We start from the raw sequence: 15,975 nt of genomic DNA, 5'->3' as shown, positions 1-15,975 counted from the left end.
GTAAGGGGAAAAAGCGCTCCCCCCTTACACTAATCCAGGGGGGGAGCGCCTTGTTTATGCCTTGCAGAACCGGTATTATCCGTTTCTACGCAATGCTTATCTCAAATAATTCATCAGAATCTGCGCAGCCTCTGCACGGGTGGCGGGGGCTTTGGGAGCGAAGGTACCGTCAGTCCGTCCTTTCACGAAGCCGAGCGCAGCCGCTGCAGCTACTTGTTCCGCTGCCCAGTCGGAGATGCTCACAGCATCCTTAAGGGAAGGGCTGACCGGAGCGGCCGGAATTGCACCATGCTTGAGCCGGTACGCCCGCATCAGAATGACAGTCATCTCTTCACGGCTGATCTCCGCAGCCGGCTGGAAGGCTTCCGGAGTCCGGCCGGTAATCAGACCGGCCTGCACCATGCCGGAGAGTGCCTGCTGATACCAGGCGCCTTCAGGAACATCGGCAAAGGAAGTGGTGCCGCTGCCGTTCAACTGCAGCGTGCTCGCCACCAGCTGCACGAATTCAGCCCTGGTAATATTCCGCCCCGGCTGATAAGCCTGCTCGGATATGCCTTGGATCAGATGCTTTGCAGACAGCTCACGCAAGGCTTCAAATGCCCAGTGCGTGGCTGGAACATCGCTGAATTGCTTGGAATACTCCAGCAGCGCGTACATGCCGCTGCCGTCAAGAAGCGCCTTCAACCCGCCGTCTTCAGCTGCTCCGCCCAGGTATGTGAGTGTACCGTCACTTTTCACACGATACAGACCAAGCAGCTTCGGATTGAGTCCTTCAGCCGGCCAGCTCAGACCTGCTGGAACCGGATAATTCTCAAGCCGATGGACCGTTCCATCTGCCCCGGACAGACTCAGATCATAATCTATCAGCTTACCTTTCAGCGCTACGCCGGCTTCTGTCTTCAGCTTCACTTCTTCCAGCGCCTTCAGCTTTGCCTTCAGCAGGATTTTTGCACCGCTGCTCTCTGCAGCAGGTACGGCTCCGGCCAGCTGCTTCAGCAGCTCCGGCGCCAGTACAAGCTCTATTCCGTCTCCCTGCAAACGCAGTGAATTTGTTCCCAGCAGCTCGCCGGCCTTCACCGGAAGCTCAATCGCAGTGGCTTGCCCTACCTGCACTGTAACCACCCCGTTGACCGCAGGACTGCTCAGCTGGGCGGTTGAAATGACTGCAGCCGAAGGCAGTGGCATTGCGGTCGGCTGTGGTGTTGCCGTAGGCCTGACCGTTGATAACGGGGGGCTTGTCGGCGTCACCGGAGGATCCGTCGGCGTTACCGGAGGATCCGTTGGCGTTACCGGTTGACCGTTGACTGTCAGCTCAATAGTCTCTGTATTGACCGCATCCACATAAGGACGGTTCCCAATAATACGGGTATTGGTCACCTCTACCTTATATGCCCCGGCATCAGAAGCTCCGGCCTTTTCAACAGTCAGGCTGCTGCCATGTGGACTGTCCAGTGCAAGGCCATTCTTCAGCCAGCGATAGCTCAAATCCCCATAAACCGAGTTGGCCACAACGGTAAAGGTAACGGGATCCCCCTCCACTACCGGATTCACGGTCGCCTTGAATGATTGGACCGACGGGAGTTCATGTGCCGGATACACCTTGAGTCTAAGCTCCGTTCCGGTGATACGGACCGGGTTCACCTCCGCTTTGCCGGTCAGCACCACGCGGTACTCCGTCCCGTCCTGTTCTATTCCCGGGGTGAAGCGGTATACCGCACCGGTAACACTTGGGATCGGCAGCCAATCACTGCCGCCGGTCCGCTTCACTTCCCACCCGATAGACTCAATGTCTCCTGTCGTATCAACCAGAAGCGTTAAAGGGTCACCCTCAACAGTTTCCAGCGCAGGCGGCAGATCCAGCGCGAAGGCAGGTGCGATCCATTCCGCATCGGCTGGAAGGACCCTCAGGATGTATTCCTGCTCTCCGGTTAAGCCGCCTTCTCCAGTCACGACGGCCTTGTACCGGTAGCCGCTCATCGCTTCCGACAAATCCGGAAGCGTCAGCATATCGCCCGATCCGACTGGTTCGCCGAAGCCTTCTCCCTTGTCTACATACCAGGTGTAGGACAGTGTTCCTGCCCCTGTTCCGGCAGCGCGGAGTATTCCGGCTGACCCTGCACGCAGCGAGCCTTCACTGACAATCTTCACCTCCGGAGCCTTAAGAGTCCACTTCGCAGTCAGTGTCAATGCACCAGGCACCGTCTGGGCTGCAAAATCCCATTTCGCAGCATCGTTGTACCAGCCCTCCAGCTCATAGCCTTCCTTCGTTACAGCCGGAGCAACCAACGGTTCGCCGTACACAGCCTGAACAACCGTCTGTGCCGGACTTCCGCCATCGGCGTTAAAAGTGATATCATAGCGACCTCCCAGCTCGGTCAATGCGCTGATTTCACTATTGCTGAGGTTGCGGATTTCAATTTTCATGCGTTGATTATCTTTCGCCTGGTCATCAGCTAACCTCACTGTTGCACCGTCATTCCTGGAAGCTCCTTCTACAGTGATTACTTTATTATTACTTTTGTTAACTATTTTATAGTAATCACCGTCTTTTACCAGCTTCCACTGCTGAGTATCCGGTATGGATCCGGAAGCTCTTGTATTCTGACAGAGCTGCTGTATGGCTGAACCGGGAAGAATGTCGAGGACATGTCCGCTTTGAACCGACTGGATCTGGTAATATCCTGTACCGAGATCCAGGAATCTCCACAGCTGATTATTGCCGTCCCCGTTGGACCATTGGTTAATTACCGCCAGCGGATCACTTGAAACTCTGTCCACATCCAATGCTTTTCCGCTGTGCTTTGGCTGAATTTTGACCATCTTTTCGGGAATGATTTTCTTGGCAGTTGAACTCATAAATCCGCCGCTGGTCTTATCAATGGTAAGACTGTCGATATTGAATCTTCCGGTATCTCCTTGTTCACGGATGAATTCAATTACATTTTTTCCGGCTTTCAAGTTCACTGACTCCGTACTGTTATTCCAGGTATCCCAGTTCGCTGTCGGAGGCAAGGACACTTGTTTGATTCTCTGCCCGTTAATATACATCGTCATTGTTATATTCGAGCTCTGTGCGCCGGAATACCGCAATGTTGATGTATAGGCAGCCGTATTGGGGACATTTACTTCTAACTTGAGCGCATCGCCTGTTTGCTCAAAGCCGCCTATAAAGCCGTTGCCTTCATACCATAAATGATCTCTGGCAATCTTCAGGCTGCCTGCTCTGGTTGCATCTTCTGCCTGATACCTCCAGGGAGTCCGCTTATTAAGATGAATACTGTCCATATTTATAATGCCGGAGTTGTCTGTTTCATTTTTATAAGTGATCGTGTTTTTACCCGCCTTCAGGTTTAACGTCTCAAGCTGTTCCTTCCAGACAGTAAGTCCGCCAGTAGGAGGGAGGGTGACGTTTTTAATCTTAGTGCCATTCAAATATAAACCTAAGGTTTTACCTGCAGCTTCTTTGGCATATCTCAGCTTCACATCATAAGACGCCGCATTCTCAACATTTACAGCAAACTCCACGGATGAGTTCGCTTTGGATAGCCCGGTTACATAACCGGTCCCCATATTGCCGTCTTTTGCGTAGACGACTGCAGCATCATTCAAGCCTGTGATTGTTGCATCTTCTGCTCCATAATGCCAGGTAGTTGCTTCAGTAACTGTTATATAGTCAAGATTGACGTTGCCGGTGTCGCCACCATCATATTTATACATGATGGTATTTTCACCTTGTTTAAGGAAAACATTGTCATAGCGGTCGGCCCAGCTGTTCCAGCTCTTTAAGCTAAAGAAATCTACCTGCTTCATTTTTTGCCCGTTTACATACATACTCAGGGTCCTGTCATCATTAAACCCTAGGCTGTAGCCCAGATTAACCGAATAGCTGCCTGCATTGGCAGCATTTACCTTGAAGGTGACCGCAGAATTTGAAATCCATAATCCTCCGGCAAAACCGGTTCCGCTGTAACCCGGATGGTCAGTATCTACCTTTGCATTTCCCGACAACTCGGCATTTTCTGCTTCATACAATGTGCTTTTTTTGATAATCATGGCGTCCAGGGCCAAAGTGCTCTTGCCCGAAAGACGGATCTTGTTGCTTCCGGCATTAAGGTTAATATTATAAGCTGATTGAATATCGAAGTTTGCATCAAATCCGGCATTGGATGCAAATGAAATATCCCGGGCTGCCTCTTGGTTGACTCCTAATTTCATGTTAATAGCATTTGCCGTATTGTTGTTGTATCTGAAATCCAGTGAGTAGGTTCCTGCAGCATTCGTGTTTACTGTAAACTCCACATAGTCATTGGCGCTGCTGTTATTGTATTTTTCATATAGGGCGCCCGAAGCAAAAGCACTTTTCCCAACGACTTTGGAAACTCCTGACAGCTTGGCATCCTCGGCTTCATAAATTTCGCTTTTTTCCTCTCCTGAGGGTCTGTTCAGGACCGTGCCGGGATTGGAAGGGATTCCTAGATTGATGAAGTCATTATCGTCCCAATGTATACGCTGAGCTCTTATTCCTCTGTTTCCGCCGCCTTGTCCGTGGGTTGGTATTCCATGGTACATGATCCAATCCTCTGAATTATCCTCAGACTTAAGGAACAATGGGGATCCCGGGCCATATGAGCTGTTTTCATCCGATCTTTTCATTACAGGCTCAGGATGTTTCTTCCATGATTCGGCTTTCATCACATCAGATGCTGCATCAGCTACGGATACACCTACAGAATAGTTATCATTCATAAAGCTGCTTGCAGAATAGGCAAAATAGATCTTGCCGTTTCTTTCAACTACAGCAGCACCTTCATTGATATTGTCGTGATGCTTTTCCCAGTCATATTGCGGCCTTGCCACAGTAGCTTCTGTACCTTCCAATGTCCACGGGTTCTTCATTTTGACAATCGTAGGGCTCTCGTCAAATTTCGTCTTTGCAGGATCTTTAGGATCAGGGTAATAGTAGTATTTTGTATAGGTGAAGTATGTTTCGCCTTTAATGGATATAACGCCGCAGGCCAAACCATAGCCCTGCGTATTCAGAAGTCCCTTCTTGACCGTAACCTGCCCATCTTTGTCCGCATTAGCGGATTCCCCCTTGAGCTCCCAGGTGCCTTCAAAAGGATCGGGGGATGAGTTCTCCAGGACGTAGGAGCTTGGATGTCCATATCCGAAGCTCTCCTCTGGACCTGAAGAGAAATAAAGATACCATTTGCCATCCAGTCTATATACGTATGGACCCCACACAAACCCAAAATTACTCGGCTTCTTCCAGACTATTTTGCTTTTTGCAGTGGATACTCCGAGAATGGTTTCATGCCTTTTTAATGTGATGTTATTATCGCCAGAAAAAGCTGAATAGTAATAGCCGTCTGCAGCTCTGGCAATAGTAGGATCGGCACCCCCCATAAGCGGGTTAACATAATTAGAGGTTACCTCAGCACTAGAGATGCCTGTCAGCAATAATGAAAGCAATATCGCAAAGGGGAAGATAAATAAACTTTTTTTCCTCATGGTAATCTCCTTGTCTAATTATTTTTTTGGAACCGCTTGCATTTTATTTTGTAGCGCTACGCATTCATTATAGAATAAAAGCGGGACTGTTTTTCGGCATCATGTATTGCGATATTTTGTGGGATTATATTGGCAGGAGAAGGAGTCGTGAATAAAAATTCGGAGTTCTTGCCTTTTTTTTAGCTTTCTTATGTTTTTTTTACCTTTTTGTTGTAGGATAGATAAAGCCAGTTATGGTTAAAATTCCAACTTTACAAGAGGGTATCGATCATGAAAGACCTGTATACGGCCGGCAATAGAATGGTTGTGCAAAAAATGTTCAAGGGGTTTTCTCTGTTTTCGATAATTACTACTATCCTTCAAGAGTATCCGGCGGACACACAATCCATTCTGTTTCTTTCCCTTATTGCTGTACTATTGCTAGTGAATGATTTCACCAGAGTCAAGTTTCAGGTCCAGACTAAGGCTCTGTGGTACGTATCTTTTATCCTAAGCAATATATTGGCTGGTTTTTTATTGTTTAAGGTTTACTGTATAGGCACACAAATCTACATTATTATTTTACTTGTCGAAATTATTGTGAGCACACACAAAATTCCTGTGTATATATTATGCCTGCATTTTTCTATTTTTACAGCCTCGTTGATAGCAGATCATACTACCCTCAGGGATATTTTATCTTCATATTTAATTATAATTTCCATTGTATACCTGTTCAGGAATGTTTTAATTGAAAAAGCAAGAACCCAGGAGCTAAATCAGGAACTGCAAATTGCCAATACGACACTGCAGGAGTACTCGAACAAGATTCAAGAGCTGACCATCTCCCAGGAAAGAACGAGGATTGCCCAAGAACTTCATGATTCACTGGGGCACTATCTGATAGCCTTAAATATGAATCTTGAATATGCCAGTACAATCGTGGATGTGGAGAAAGATAAGGCAAAACTGGCCATTCACAAGTCGCAGCAGCTTTCCAAGGAGTGCATCGTCAATCTCCGGCAAACGGTGGTGCTTCTGGCTGAAGAGAGATCTTCTAAAGAACTGTTGCAGTCCCTTCACGAGATCTTCGACAATTTTCTCGAAACGAATAAAATTCAATTTGAACTGAATATGGATCAAGATATTGAATATGTGGATTCTGATATCAAAAATTGTATTTACAAAACCGTACAGGAGTCTATCACCAATGGCATTAAGCATGGGAAGGCCACACACTTTTCCATTGCCATTCATAAATATTCCGATCATATCTCCCTGCTCGTTCATAATAATGGAGCAGACTGCAAAGAGATCATTAAATCGAAAGGGATTCAAGGGATAGAGAACAGGATCACAGCCTTAGGTGGAAAAGTTGTTTTTTACTCGGGTGAGTCTTCAGGATTTACTGTTGAGGCCAGTATTCCCAAAATTACTGTTGGTTTTGAAGTTACCAAGGAGGCACATTCATGGTGAATATTATAATAGTGGATGATCAGCAAATTGTCCGGGAAGGCTTGAAGATGATTCTTAGCCTGCATGAGGAAATCAATGTTATCGGTGAAGCATCCAACGGAGAAGAAGCCTTGGAGCTTCTCACATACACTTCCCCTGAAGTTATTCTAATGGATATTAAAATGCCGGTAATGAACGGGATTGAAGCGACAAAATTGGTGAAAGCTAAATACCCCGGGATCAAGGTGATCATTCTTACCACGTTTAATGACAGTGAGTATATTTTTACAGGTCTGAAAAATGGGGCGGACGGGTATATTCTAAAAGATTCGGGCTCTCAGGAAATCATTGCTTCAATTAAGACCGCTTGTGAGGGGAACATCCTGTTGAATCCGAAGATTACACGGGAAGTAGTAAATGCGCTGAATTCTGTAAAAAATACAGGAACAGAGAACCTGCGGAATGAGCAGATTCTGCAGTTGCTTACGCCACGTGAGCTTGAGGTCGCTAAATGCATTATGGAAGGCAAGAGCAATAAAGAGATCAGCAGTGACTTATTTATTACTGAGGGTACTGTCAAAAATTATGTCTCACGAATGCTGGAGAAGCTTGAGCTGAAGAATAGAACTGAATTAACACTATGTCTGCAAAAATCGCTATAAACCTGGTGCGTTGATAGTGTACATTTAACTGCTGCCAGCTCGCTTCCGGTATGCCGTTCTTACAGTAATCTGTCTGATCTACAGACTGACTATTGCAGGGACGGTATTTTTTATTTGCCCTTCCCCATATGACTAAAGTAATAACCTAACTGGTAACTAAAGTAATACTCAGATTGAGTACTATAGTAAATATTTTCAACTTGGAGAAGGGGGTAGAATGAGAACAGAACAAGAAATGAACGAGAGGTGCTTTACAGATGCTTGAATTAACAAATTTGACTAAAAAATATAATGATACCACTGTAGTTAATAATATTTCGCTAAATGTGAAACGCGGTGAGATTTTTGGTTTGTTAGGTCCTAACGGAGCCGGAAAGTCGACGACCGTATCCATGATAAGTACAGTGCTTACGCCAACCAGCGGAAGTATAACCATCGATAACAAGTCCCTTAGGGAAAAACCAATAGAGATTAAAAAAATTATGGGCATTGTGCCGCAGGATTTAGCGCTGTACCAAGCTTTAAGCGCCAAGGAGAATCTGGAGTTTTTCGGCAGCTTGTATGGACTTTCCGGGAAAAAGCTAAAAAACAGAACCAATGAAGTATTGGAGATCATCGAATTACAGGATAAGAAAAACCAGGATGTGGCTGAGTTTTCCGGAGGGATGAAACGCCGGGTCAATATAGGAGTTGCGCTTATGAATGATCCCAAGCTGCTGATCCTGGATGAACCCACAGTAGGCATTGATCCTCAATCCCGGAATCATATCCTGGAGACTGTGAAAAAACTCAATCAAGACAGAGGAATGACGGTGATTTATACAAGTCACTACATGGAGGAAGTGGAGTACTTATGCAAGAACGTTGCCATCATTGACCACGGTTCCTTAATCGCGCTGGGAACAAAAGAAGAATTAAAGCAAAGCCTGGCGGCGTGTGACACGTTGACAGTGAATTTTAGCGAGGCGAGTGAAGGCGCACTTAAACAGTTAAACCGGATTCCCGGTATATCCAAGGTTAATATAGAGGGCAATCAAATCAGCATGCTGGTTTCCACGAATGACAAGAATGTGATTGAGATTGTGGATGAGATCAAAAAATTAGGAATTAAACTTACCAGTTTTAAATATGAGGAAGTTAACCTGGAAAGTATTTTTCTGCAGATAACAGGTAAGGCCTTAAGGGGGTAGTGAGGGGGTGGTATTGTGAAAAAGCTATTACGTTTATTTCTATTGGATCTGCGGCTGCTGACTAAAAATAAAACATTTTATTTGAAGCTGATTCTGTTTCCATCCATTCTAATACTCATTTTAGGTACGGTATTTAGTGATTCTAGTTCCCAAATCAAAAGCTTTAATGTAGCTTTTTATAATGCTGATAAGGGCTCTTCGGAGGGAGCACATTTCGTATCCTTGGGAAACGTCTTAAGGGATAACGTATTCAAGCAAGAGGACCTGAAAAAGATCATAAATTTGAAAGAAACCACCAGCTATAAGCAAGGCAAGCAATTACTCCAAGACGGTAAGGCTGCAGTATTTGTATACGTACCGGAAACCTTCACCAAGACCGCCATGAATAATGAAAAAACAAATATCGTCCTGATGGGCGACAACGATAAGCCTTTGGATAAAGACGTAGTTGCGACTATTCTGGACCGGTTCAATGCAAGCGTCAAGACAATGAATGTTGAACAAAGGACCATTCTCCAGACCATAAGCAGTAAAGACAGTGTGCCTAAAGACAAAATAGAAAAGGTTATGAGCCTAATTTCAGGAAATAAGCAGCTCAGTCTTAAAATACCGGAGGTGCCAACCAATAAAGCAGCCGTGCCCATAGATGCTATGCAGTATTATTCGATCGCAATGGTAGTTATGTTCTCCATAATGACGGCATTTGTGCTGGTTCACAGCATAGTGGACGAGAAGCAGAACCACACCCTGTTTCGAATCAAATCCACACCTACCTTGAATATACAGTATGTGCTTGGCAAACTGTTCGGGATTATTTTATCTGTTGTTATCCAAATGACCGTTGTGATCATTATTAGCCGGGTTGTATTTCAGATGAAATGGGGAAACCCTTTAGAGCTTCTTGTTATTACCATTGTTTATGCTTTTGCCATCGGCAGCATTATTCTGCTATGGGGATTTATCGCGAAAGATCATGTGACTGTTTCCAGCTTAGCTTCTCCTGTGCTGTACATTTTCAGCTTTTTGGGCGGGAGCTTTATCACTAAAAGCGGATTGCCGGATAGCCTGCGCGTCATTCAGGAGATTATCCCTAATGGTAAAGCAATAAATTCATATTTAAAGGTATGCCAAGGGGTAGGTCTGGATGGCATGTATATTGATTTGTTGGAGCTTATAGGTATAGGACTGATATTTATTATCTTTAACATTATGGTATACAGCGGAAAAAGGTGGAATAAAAGTGCAATTTATAGTCATGGTAAAAAACCAGCTGAAGCTGATGTTTCGAAATAGGACTGCGGTATTTGCAACAATTGCAGTTCCCTTAATCCTGACCTTCTTGTTTTCCTTTTCCCAGGGGAGCAGTCAGGAAAGCTTATATGTAGCTGATGCCGACCATAGTGTGTATTCGAATCAACTTATGGATATGATCCAGGGACATAAGCAGGTAAAGATTGTCCATTCCGATGAAGCTACGATCAAAAAAAAGGTTGATGACCAGGATATTCCCTTTGGTTTAGTAGTGAAGCAGGGGTTTGGCAGCCAACTGTCATCCGGTGAAGATTTATCTATTTATTTTGTGCAAAATTATGAAAACGGCGACGGGACAATTCTGGAAGAGATTATTACCAGTGAAGTAAGCACACTCCAAAAAGTTATTCATGACTCACAAGTGATCTCTACGGAACTGAATGCAGATGGCTCAGGCATTGCAGCCAGCGTATTTAAGGGCATCCATGAGGCCTCGAATCTAACGATAGATGATCAGACTTTAAGTAATGGAGAGAAGACCCATGACAATGCCACAGCGAGGTTAATCGGTTTTCTGGTCATGTTCATTTGGTTCGTCGTCATTCAGGGTTTACGGACCTTAATTGATGAAAGAGAAAACAATACCTTAAGCAGGCTGTTAAGCACGCCTGTTGATTACAAGAAATATCTGCTTGCAAAGATGACGGCGACCTATCTGTTTGGAACTGTTCATGTCCTAGTCATTTTGGTAGCCGGTAAGTACTTACTTAAGATTAGTATCGCAGACAATGCGCTTGCGGTCGGCATTCTATTCGCTGCTTATTTATTTGCCCTAACCAGCATTACTATGATGGTTATACCATTTATGCGGAATCAGAAGCAGTTTACGTCTTCCGCTTCAATAATCATAGCGGTAACCGGAATGCTCGGAGGTTCCTTTTTCTCCATGGAAATGGCTCCAGGGTTCATGCGGATCCTATCCAAGTTCACGCCAGAATCGTGGGCAATCCAATCGTTATCAGCTGTTATTTTTGACCATCAGCCCATGACTTCAGAATGGGTTCCGCTGGTTGTATTCGCAGGGATTGGGGTTGTAGGCCTCGCAGCCGGCCTCTTATTTATGAACAGAGAACTTAAGGCATTGAGGGGCTAAAGGGTATTCAAAATTTGAATCGGGAAGTGGTTAAGTTGGGTATAGTGGAGTTAATCGGGATCGTAGAGCTTATTGTGGGGATTCTCATTAACGTATTTATTGGCACCCTTGGTCAGGCTATTTTCAGAAAAGATGATAGAACCTCCAGAGTCATATTAAGAGTCATCGGGGTCTTCCTTATTATTAATGGGATTTCAAGAGCTTTTCATGTCTGATTCTCCAAGCGGAAATTCATAGCTTACCCGATCGGCGCGTGCAGGTTGGGTTTTGCCTGAAGATTTGATGCATACGCTTTCACAAACGTTCAAATTATCATTGACCAGGAAAAAGATGGGGATTATAATCAGAAAAGGAAAAAGTCCACTGTATGCGGAATTTGAATTTCTTCGTGGCTTGTTTATCAATCTGATTTGTAAGCGCGTACATGAGTGCTTTTCTATATGTCCAACAGGGGGCGGTTGATGAAAAAATGTAGCGGCATATTTTTTTTCACTTTAATGCAAACGTTTGCGCATCTATTAAATTCATAGGAGGTTTATCCGTGTTGAGAAAAAAAACCAGGTCCTATATTTCATGGTTAGTCATTTTTGCCCTTTGTTTTAGCTTGTTTGGTCTATCCGGCGGGGCATCTGCAAGCAATACCGATTATACAGTAACCTATACGAATTCTACGGCAGCTGCCGTGACGGTGCATTGGACTGCGAATAACTGGACAGATTCTACGGACACGGTTATGACTAAGAGCGGGACTACATTTACTGCAAACATTAGTGTGCCAGAAGGTGCTACACTAATTTATTGCTATCACATTACGGCGCCTACGGATTATTGGGATAGTAATGGCGGGAAGAACTGGACGGTAGTTATACCGGTTGAGGGGAAGCATGAAGCTGAAAGCGCGGTTTTGTCTGGAGGGGCTAAGGTAAATACCGATCATACCGGATATTCCGGGACCGGGTTTGTGGACGGATACAACGTTCCTGGAGCAACTGCAACTTTTACCGTTCAGGCTTCAGCAGCAGGCACTTATAATGCCGCTCTCCATTACGCTAATGCAAGCGGAAGTGCGAAGACAGTTTCCATATACGTCAACGGAAGCAAAGTTAAACAGACAACCTTGGCAAGCCTGACAAACTGGAACACCTGGGGTGACCAAACTGAAACACTCTCCTTACTGGCAGGGAATAATACGATTGCATACAAATATGATTCCACTGACAGCGGAAGTATTAATATTGATTACATGACACTTTCCGCTGGAATTACTCCAACACCTACAGCAACGGCAACACCCACCCCAACTGTAACACCTACAGCAACGGCAACACCCACACCCACAGTAACACCGACAGCTACCGCAACACCTACAGCAACTGCAACTGCAACACCGACAGCTACTGTAACACCGACAGCAACCGTAACACCGACACCCACAGCAACCGCAGCCGGGTTAACGGTTCACGTGAAGAAACCTTCAAGCTGGAATTCATTGCGAATCCATTACTGGAATCTAAGTCCTGCAACCATTCCGACAAGCGGGGCATGGCCGGGAATTCTGATGAATTCCGACGGAAATGACTGGTACAGCTATACGATTGCCGGAGCAACCAGTGCCAGTCTGATTTTTAATGACGGCAGCGGTAAACAGACGGGCGATTTGTCCCGCAGTGTGAAGGAGTCCTGGTTTTACACGGATAACGTGTGGTATGAAGTCAACCCGGAGCTCCCCAAAATTCCAGTGATTTCAGTCTCTCCTGCGCCGAAAACATACGATTCTGCCCAGACGGTGAAGCTTTCCAGTACCCATAGCGGCGATAAAATTTACTATACAACCAACGGTTCAACACCTACGACAGCATCGGCCTTGTATACCTCGCCAATTCAGGTGGCTTCCTCTATGACCATCAAGGCTTTTGGTGTGAATTCATTGGGTCAAGCAGGAAATGTAGCTTCTTTCGCTTATGTGATTGACTTAAATGCCGATTTACAAGCTCCAACCATCACTGCGAATTTGCCTGTGGGGCATTCCGATACTGCGGTTACCGTATCCTTTAACATAAAAGATAACAAGGCAGCAACCACAAAGGCATATTATACCGATGATGGTACCGAACCATCTGCAAGTTCTAAAGCCTATATTTCAGGCAACGCACTGGCCGGCTTGACGGGACCTTCCATACTTATCTCCAAAACCACCACTTTGAAGTTTCTTGTAATAGACGGCGCCGGAAATCAAACCACACAAAGCTTTGTCTACAACATTGGAAAGTCGGGGGATTTCCGGGAAGACAGCATTTATTTCGTGATCACTTCGCGGTTCTATGATGGCGATCCAAGTAACAACGTACACGCATGGGATGATGCCAAGGCGAATAATCCGGACTCCGACCCGGCTTGGAGAGGGGATTTCAAGGGACTGATTCAAAAGCTGGATTACATCAAAGCCCTCGGGTTCAGTGCCATCTGGATTACTCCTATTGTGCAGAATGCGAGCGGTTATGATTATCATGGGTACCACGCGATCAATTTTGCCAAAGTAGACCCAAGGTATGAATCTGCGGGTGCTTCCTATCAAGATTTAATCAATGCAGCGCATGCCAAAGGGCTGAAAATTATTCAGGATGTCGTTGTCAATCATACCGGTAATTTCGGTGAAGAGAATTTGTTGCCCATGTTCAAGAAAGATGAGACCAAGCCGGATACCGTCAGCAACATGCTCAAAATAACGGATAAGCTGCCGTCCAACTATGATTCCATGACACCCGATCAGCAATATCAGGCAAGAATTGCCTTAATGAAGACAGCGGAGACGAACAATAACATCTACCATACGGAGAAAAGCCTTTCCTGGGAATCTTACACCGTACAGACAGGACAGATTGCCGGAGACTGCGTTGACCTCAACACAGAGAATCCTGTAGTTGACCAATATCTGATAGACTCCTATAACCAATATATTGATATGGGTGTTGACGCTTTCCGTCTTGATACAGTGAAGCATGTGAGCCGGTATATTTACAATAAATACTTTATTCCTGCCTGGAAGGCACGAGGAGGCTCGGACTTCTTCATCTTTGGTGAAGTGGCCACCCGGTACAGAGATGTATGGAACAGCGGGATTCCGGCAATATCGACGCCATTTTATACCTGGAAAGCTTCGAAACCGTATCCGGGCGATAACACAAATGATTACGCTTCCAACAAGGCATCGGTTGAACAGGAGTGGGCAGACAACTCTACTACAGCAGGCCAGCCTACTTCAAACAATGCTTTCCTAAACGGCAATACCTATCATGCGCCTGACTATTCGATGAAATCGGGTATGGATGTGATTGATTTCCCGATGCACTGGGCTTTCAAGACAGCACAGGAAGCCTTCAGTATGAGAAGCGGTGACCAATTCTATAATGATGCAACCTGGAATGTAACCTATGTCGACTCTCACGACTATGCACCAGACCAGGCTCCGGAGAATCAACGTTTTGCGGGTACACAGGACACCTGGGCTGAGAATCTTGCGCTGATGTTCACCTTCCGGGGAATTCCCGCCATCTTCTATGGCTCAGAAATCGAATTCAAGAAGGGGGTACCCCTCGATGTAGGTCCAAACGCACCGCTCAGCGCAACAGGCCGTGCTTACTTTGGCGATCACATCGAAGGCAGTGTTACGGTCCAGGATTTCGGCAGATATACGAATGCAACCGGCACACTTGCAGAATCGCTCAATTATCCATTGGCGAAACATATCAGACAGCTGAATTTGATCAGAAGAGCGGTTCCAGCCTTACAGAAAGGACAGTATTCTACAGAGAATGTATCAGGGAACCTGGCATTTAAGAGAAGATACACCGACAGCGCCAAAGGCATTGACAGTTTTGCCTTGGTTACGATTTCGGGAAATGCTACCTTTACCGGGATTCCGAACGGAACCTATGTGGATGCGGTGACTGGCGATGCCAAAACCGTTACCAACGGTACGATTACCCTGACATGCTCCGGCAAAGGGAATGCAAGGGTTTATGTCCTGAACGGCAAAGGCGGTATTGGAGAGACTGGGACTTATCTCAAGTAAAACAAACGTACAGGATGTAGGAAAATGAAAACCCGTAAAACCGTGAGTTAACTGGGCTGCCATAGGAATCTTTTGTAAGATGTGGGATGGCGGTATAGCATTACAATATGCTATACCGCCTGAATAATTCGATCTGCTAAGATTTCGGCTATCTGTGCCGGAGCGTGCTCTTTGGCTTAAAAATTAAAAACTTCTGCCCAATTAAAGGAACCAGAATCTTCGGTGCTTTTTGGCCAATTGCTGCACCATGCCGGAACACCTGGGGTTTCAACCCTGTCCAGGCTGGGCGTGTAGGGCTTGATGTCAAGAACGGGAGTATTGTCATATGCATCCATAAATGACACTTGAATTATACCTTTTTCAAAGTCAGTTTGGATAATTTCCACTGCGGTCAGCGCTATCGGATTAGGACGCATAGGTGACCTTGTAGCAAAAATCCCCATGACTTCGGGAGAGCCTTTATAGGGTGACTCGGTTTGCAGTACGGAGCGTGAATGCTCGTCGTCATAATCGCTGAACCACCAAAGTACATTGATATGGCTAAAACCCTCTAATGCTTGTAAAGCTGGAATGAAGTTTTTTTCCAACGTAATGTATGTACCGCTCTGGTTGTTGTGAACCGTACCAATGGAATGTACTTCTAAATTACTCATATCATATCCTCCTCAATTCGATGTAGGTACAGCGTAAGCCCTCACACCA

Annotated in this window: 8 protein-coding genes; 6 read left to right on the top strand and 2 right to left on the bottom strand. The window is 45.6% G+C overall.

Translation table 11 applies throughout. The annotated features are described in order from the left end of the window. Window positions 1–96 precede the first annotated feature (96 nt). Window positions 97–5,511, bottom strand: coding sequence for a CBM35 domain-containing protein (locus BLQ82_RS31085; protein WP_082722585.1), 5,415 nt, complete (start codon window positions 5,509–5,511; stop codon window positions 97–99). A gap of 270 nt (window positions 5,512–5,781) precedes the next feature. Between BLQ82_RS31085 and BLQ82_RS17045 the strand changes: the two genes are divergently transcribed. The 6 genes from BLQ82_RS17045 to BLQ82_RS17015 all read left to right on the top strand — a co-directional run bounded on the left by BLQ82_RS17045 (window position 5,782) and on the right by BLQ82_RS17015 (window position 15,273). Beyond that, entirely contained in the window at window positions 5,782–6,966 is a 1,185-nt protein-coding gene (locus BLQ82_RS17045) for a sensor histidine kinase (protein WP_062521820.1), read from the top strand. Then, window positions 6,963–7,607 (top strand): response regulator, encoded by a 645-nt coding sequence (locus tag BLQ82_RS17040; RefSeq protein WP_208810797.1) that lies wholly within the window; start codon window positions 6,963–6,965, stop codon window positions 7,605–7,607. Before BLQ82_RS17045 ends, BLQ82_RS17040 begins: the two co-directional genes overlap by 4 nt. A 257-nt stretch (window positions 7,608–7,864) precedes the next feature. Continuing rightward, entirely contained in the window at window positions 7,865–8,797 is a 933-nt protein-coding gene (locus tag BLQ82_RS17035) for an ABC transporter ATP-binding protein (RefSeq protein WP_062521816.1), read from the top strand. 15 nt (window positions 8,798–8,812) lie between these two features. Beyond that, window positions 8,813–10,090, top strand: coding sequence for an ABC transporter permease (locus BLQ82_RS17030; protein ID WP_062521814.1), 1,278 nt, complete (start codon window positions 8,813–8,815; stop codon window positions 10,088–10,090). Then, window positions 10,038–11,201, top strand: a complete 1,164-nt coding sequence (locus tag BLQ82_RS17025) for an ABC transporter permease (RefSeq protein WP_062521812.1) — start codon at window positions 10,038–10,040, stop codon at window positions 11,199–11,201. Before BLQ82_RS17030 ends, BLQ82_RS17025 begins: the two co-directional genes overlap by 53 nt. 541 nt (window positions 11,202–11,742) lie before the next feature. Further along, the gene (locus BLQ82_RS17015; RefSeq protein WP_062521810.1) at window positions 11,743–15,273 is read left to right on the top strand and encodes an alpha-amylase family glycosyl hydrolase; all 3,531 of its coding nucleotides are present in this window, start codon (window positions 11,743–11,745) and stop codon (window positions 15,271–15,273) included. Between the two features lie 176 nt (window positions 15,274–15,449). Here BLQ82_RS17015 and tsaA read toward each other — a convergent pair whose 3' ends face one another. Continuing rightward, a complete protein-coding gene (tsaA, locus tag BLQ82_RS17010) occupies window positions 15,450–15,926 on the bottom strand; it encodes a tRNA (N6-threonylcarbamoyladenosine(37)-N6)-methyltransferase TrmO (RefSeq protein ID WP_062521808.1) in 477 nt (158 codons plus the stop codon). Window positions 15,927–15,975 lie beyond the last annotated feature (49 nt).

The sequence above is a fragment of the Paenibacillus jilunlii genome (assembly GCF_900102965.1).
Classification (GTDB): Bacteria; Bacillota; Bacilli; order Paenibacillales; family Paenibacillaceae; genus Paenibacillus_AQ; species Paenibacillus_AQ jilunlii.
This window is presented reverse-complemented; position numbering and strand designations above follow the sequence as displayed.

Coding starts and splice junctions, on each gene's coding strand:
- BLQ82_RS31085 (WP_082722585.1), bottom strand. CDS start 5,511: ATGAGGAAAAAAAGTTTATTTATCTTCCCCTTTGCGATATTGCTTTCA.
- BLQ82_RS17045 (WP_062521820.1), top strand. CDS start 5,782: ATGAAAGACCTGTATACGGCCGGCAATAGAATGGTTGTGCAAAAAATG.
- BLQ82_RS17035 (WP_062521816.1), top strand. CDS start 7,865: ATGCTTGAATTAACAAATTTGACTAAAAAATATAATGATACCACTGTA.
- tsaA (WP_062521808.1), bottom strand. CDS start 15,926: ATGAGTAATTTAGAAGTACATTCCATTGGTACGGTTCACAACAACCAG.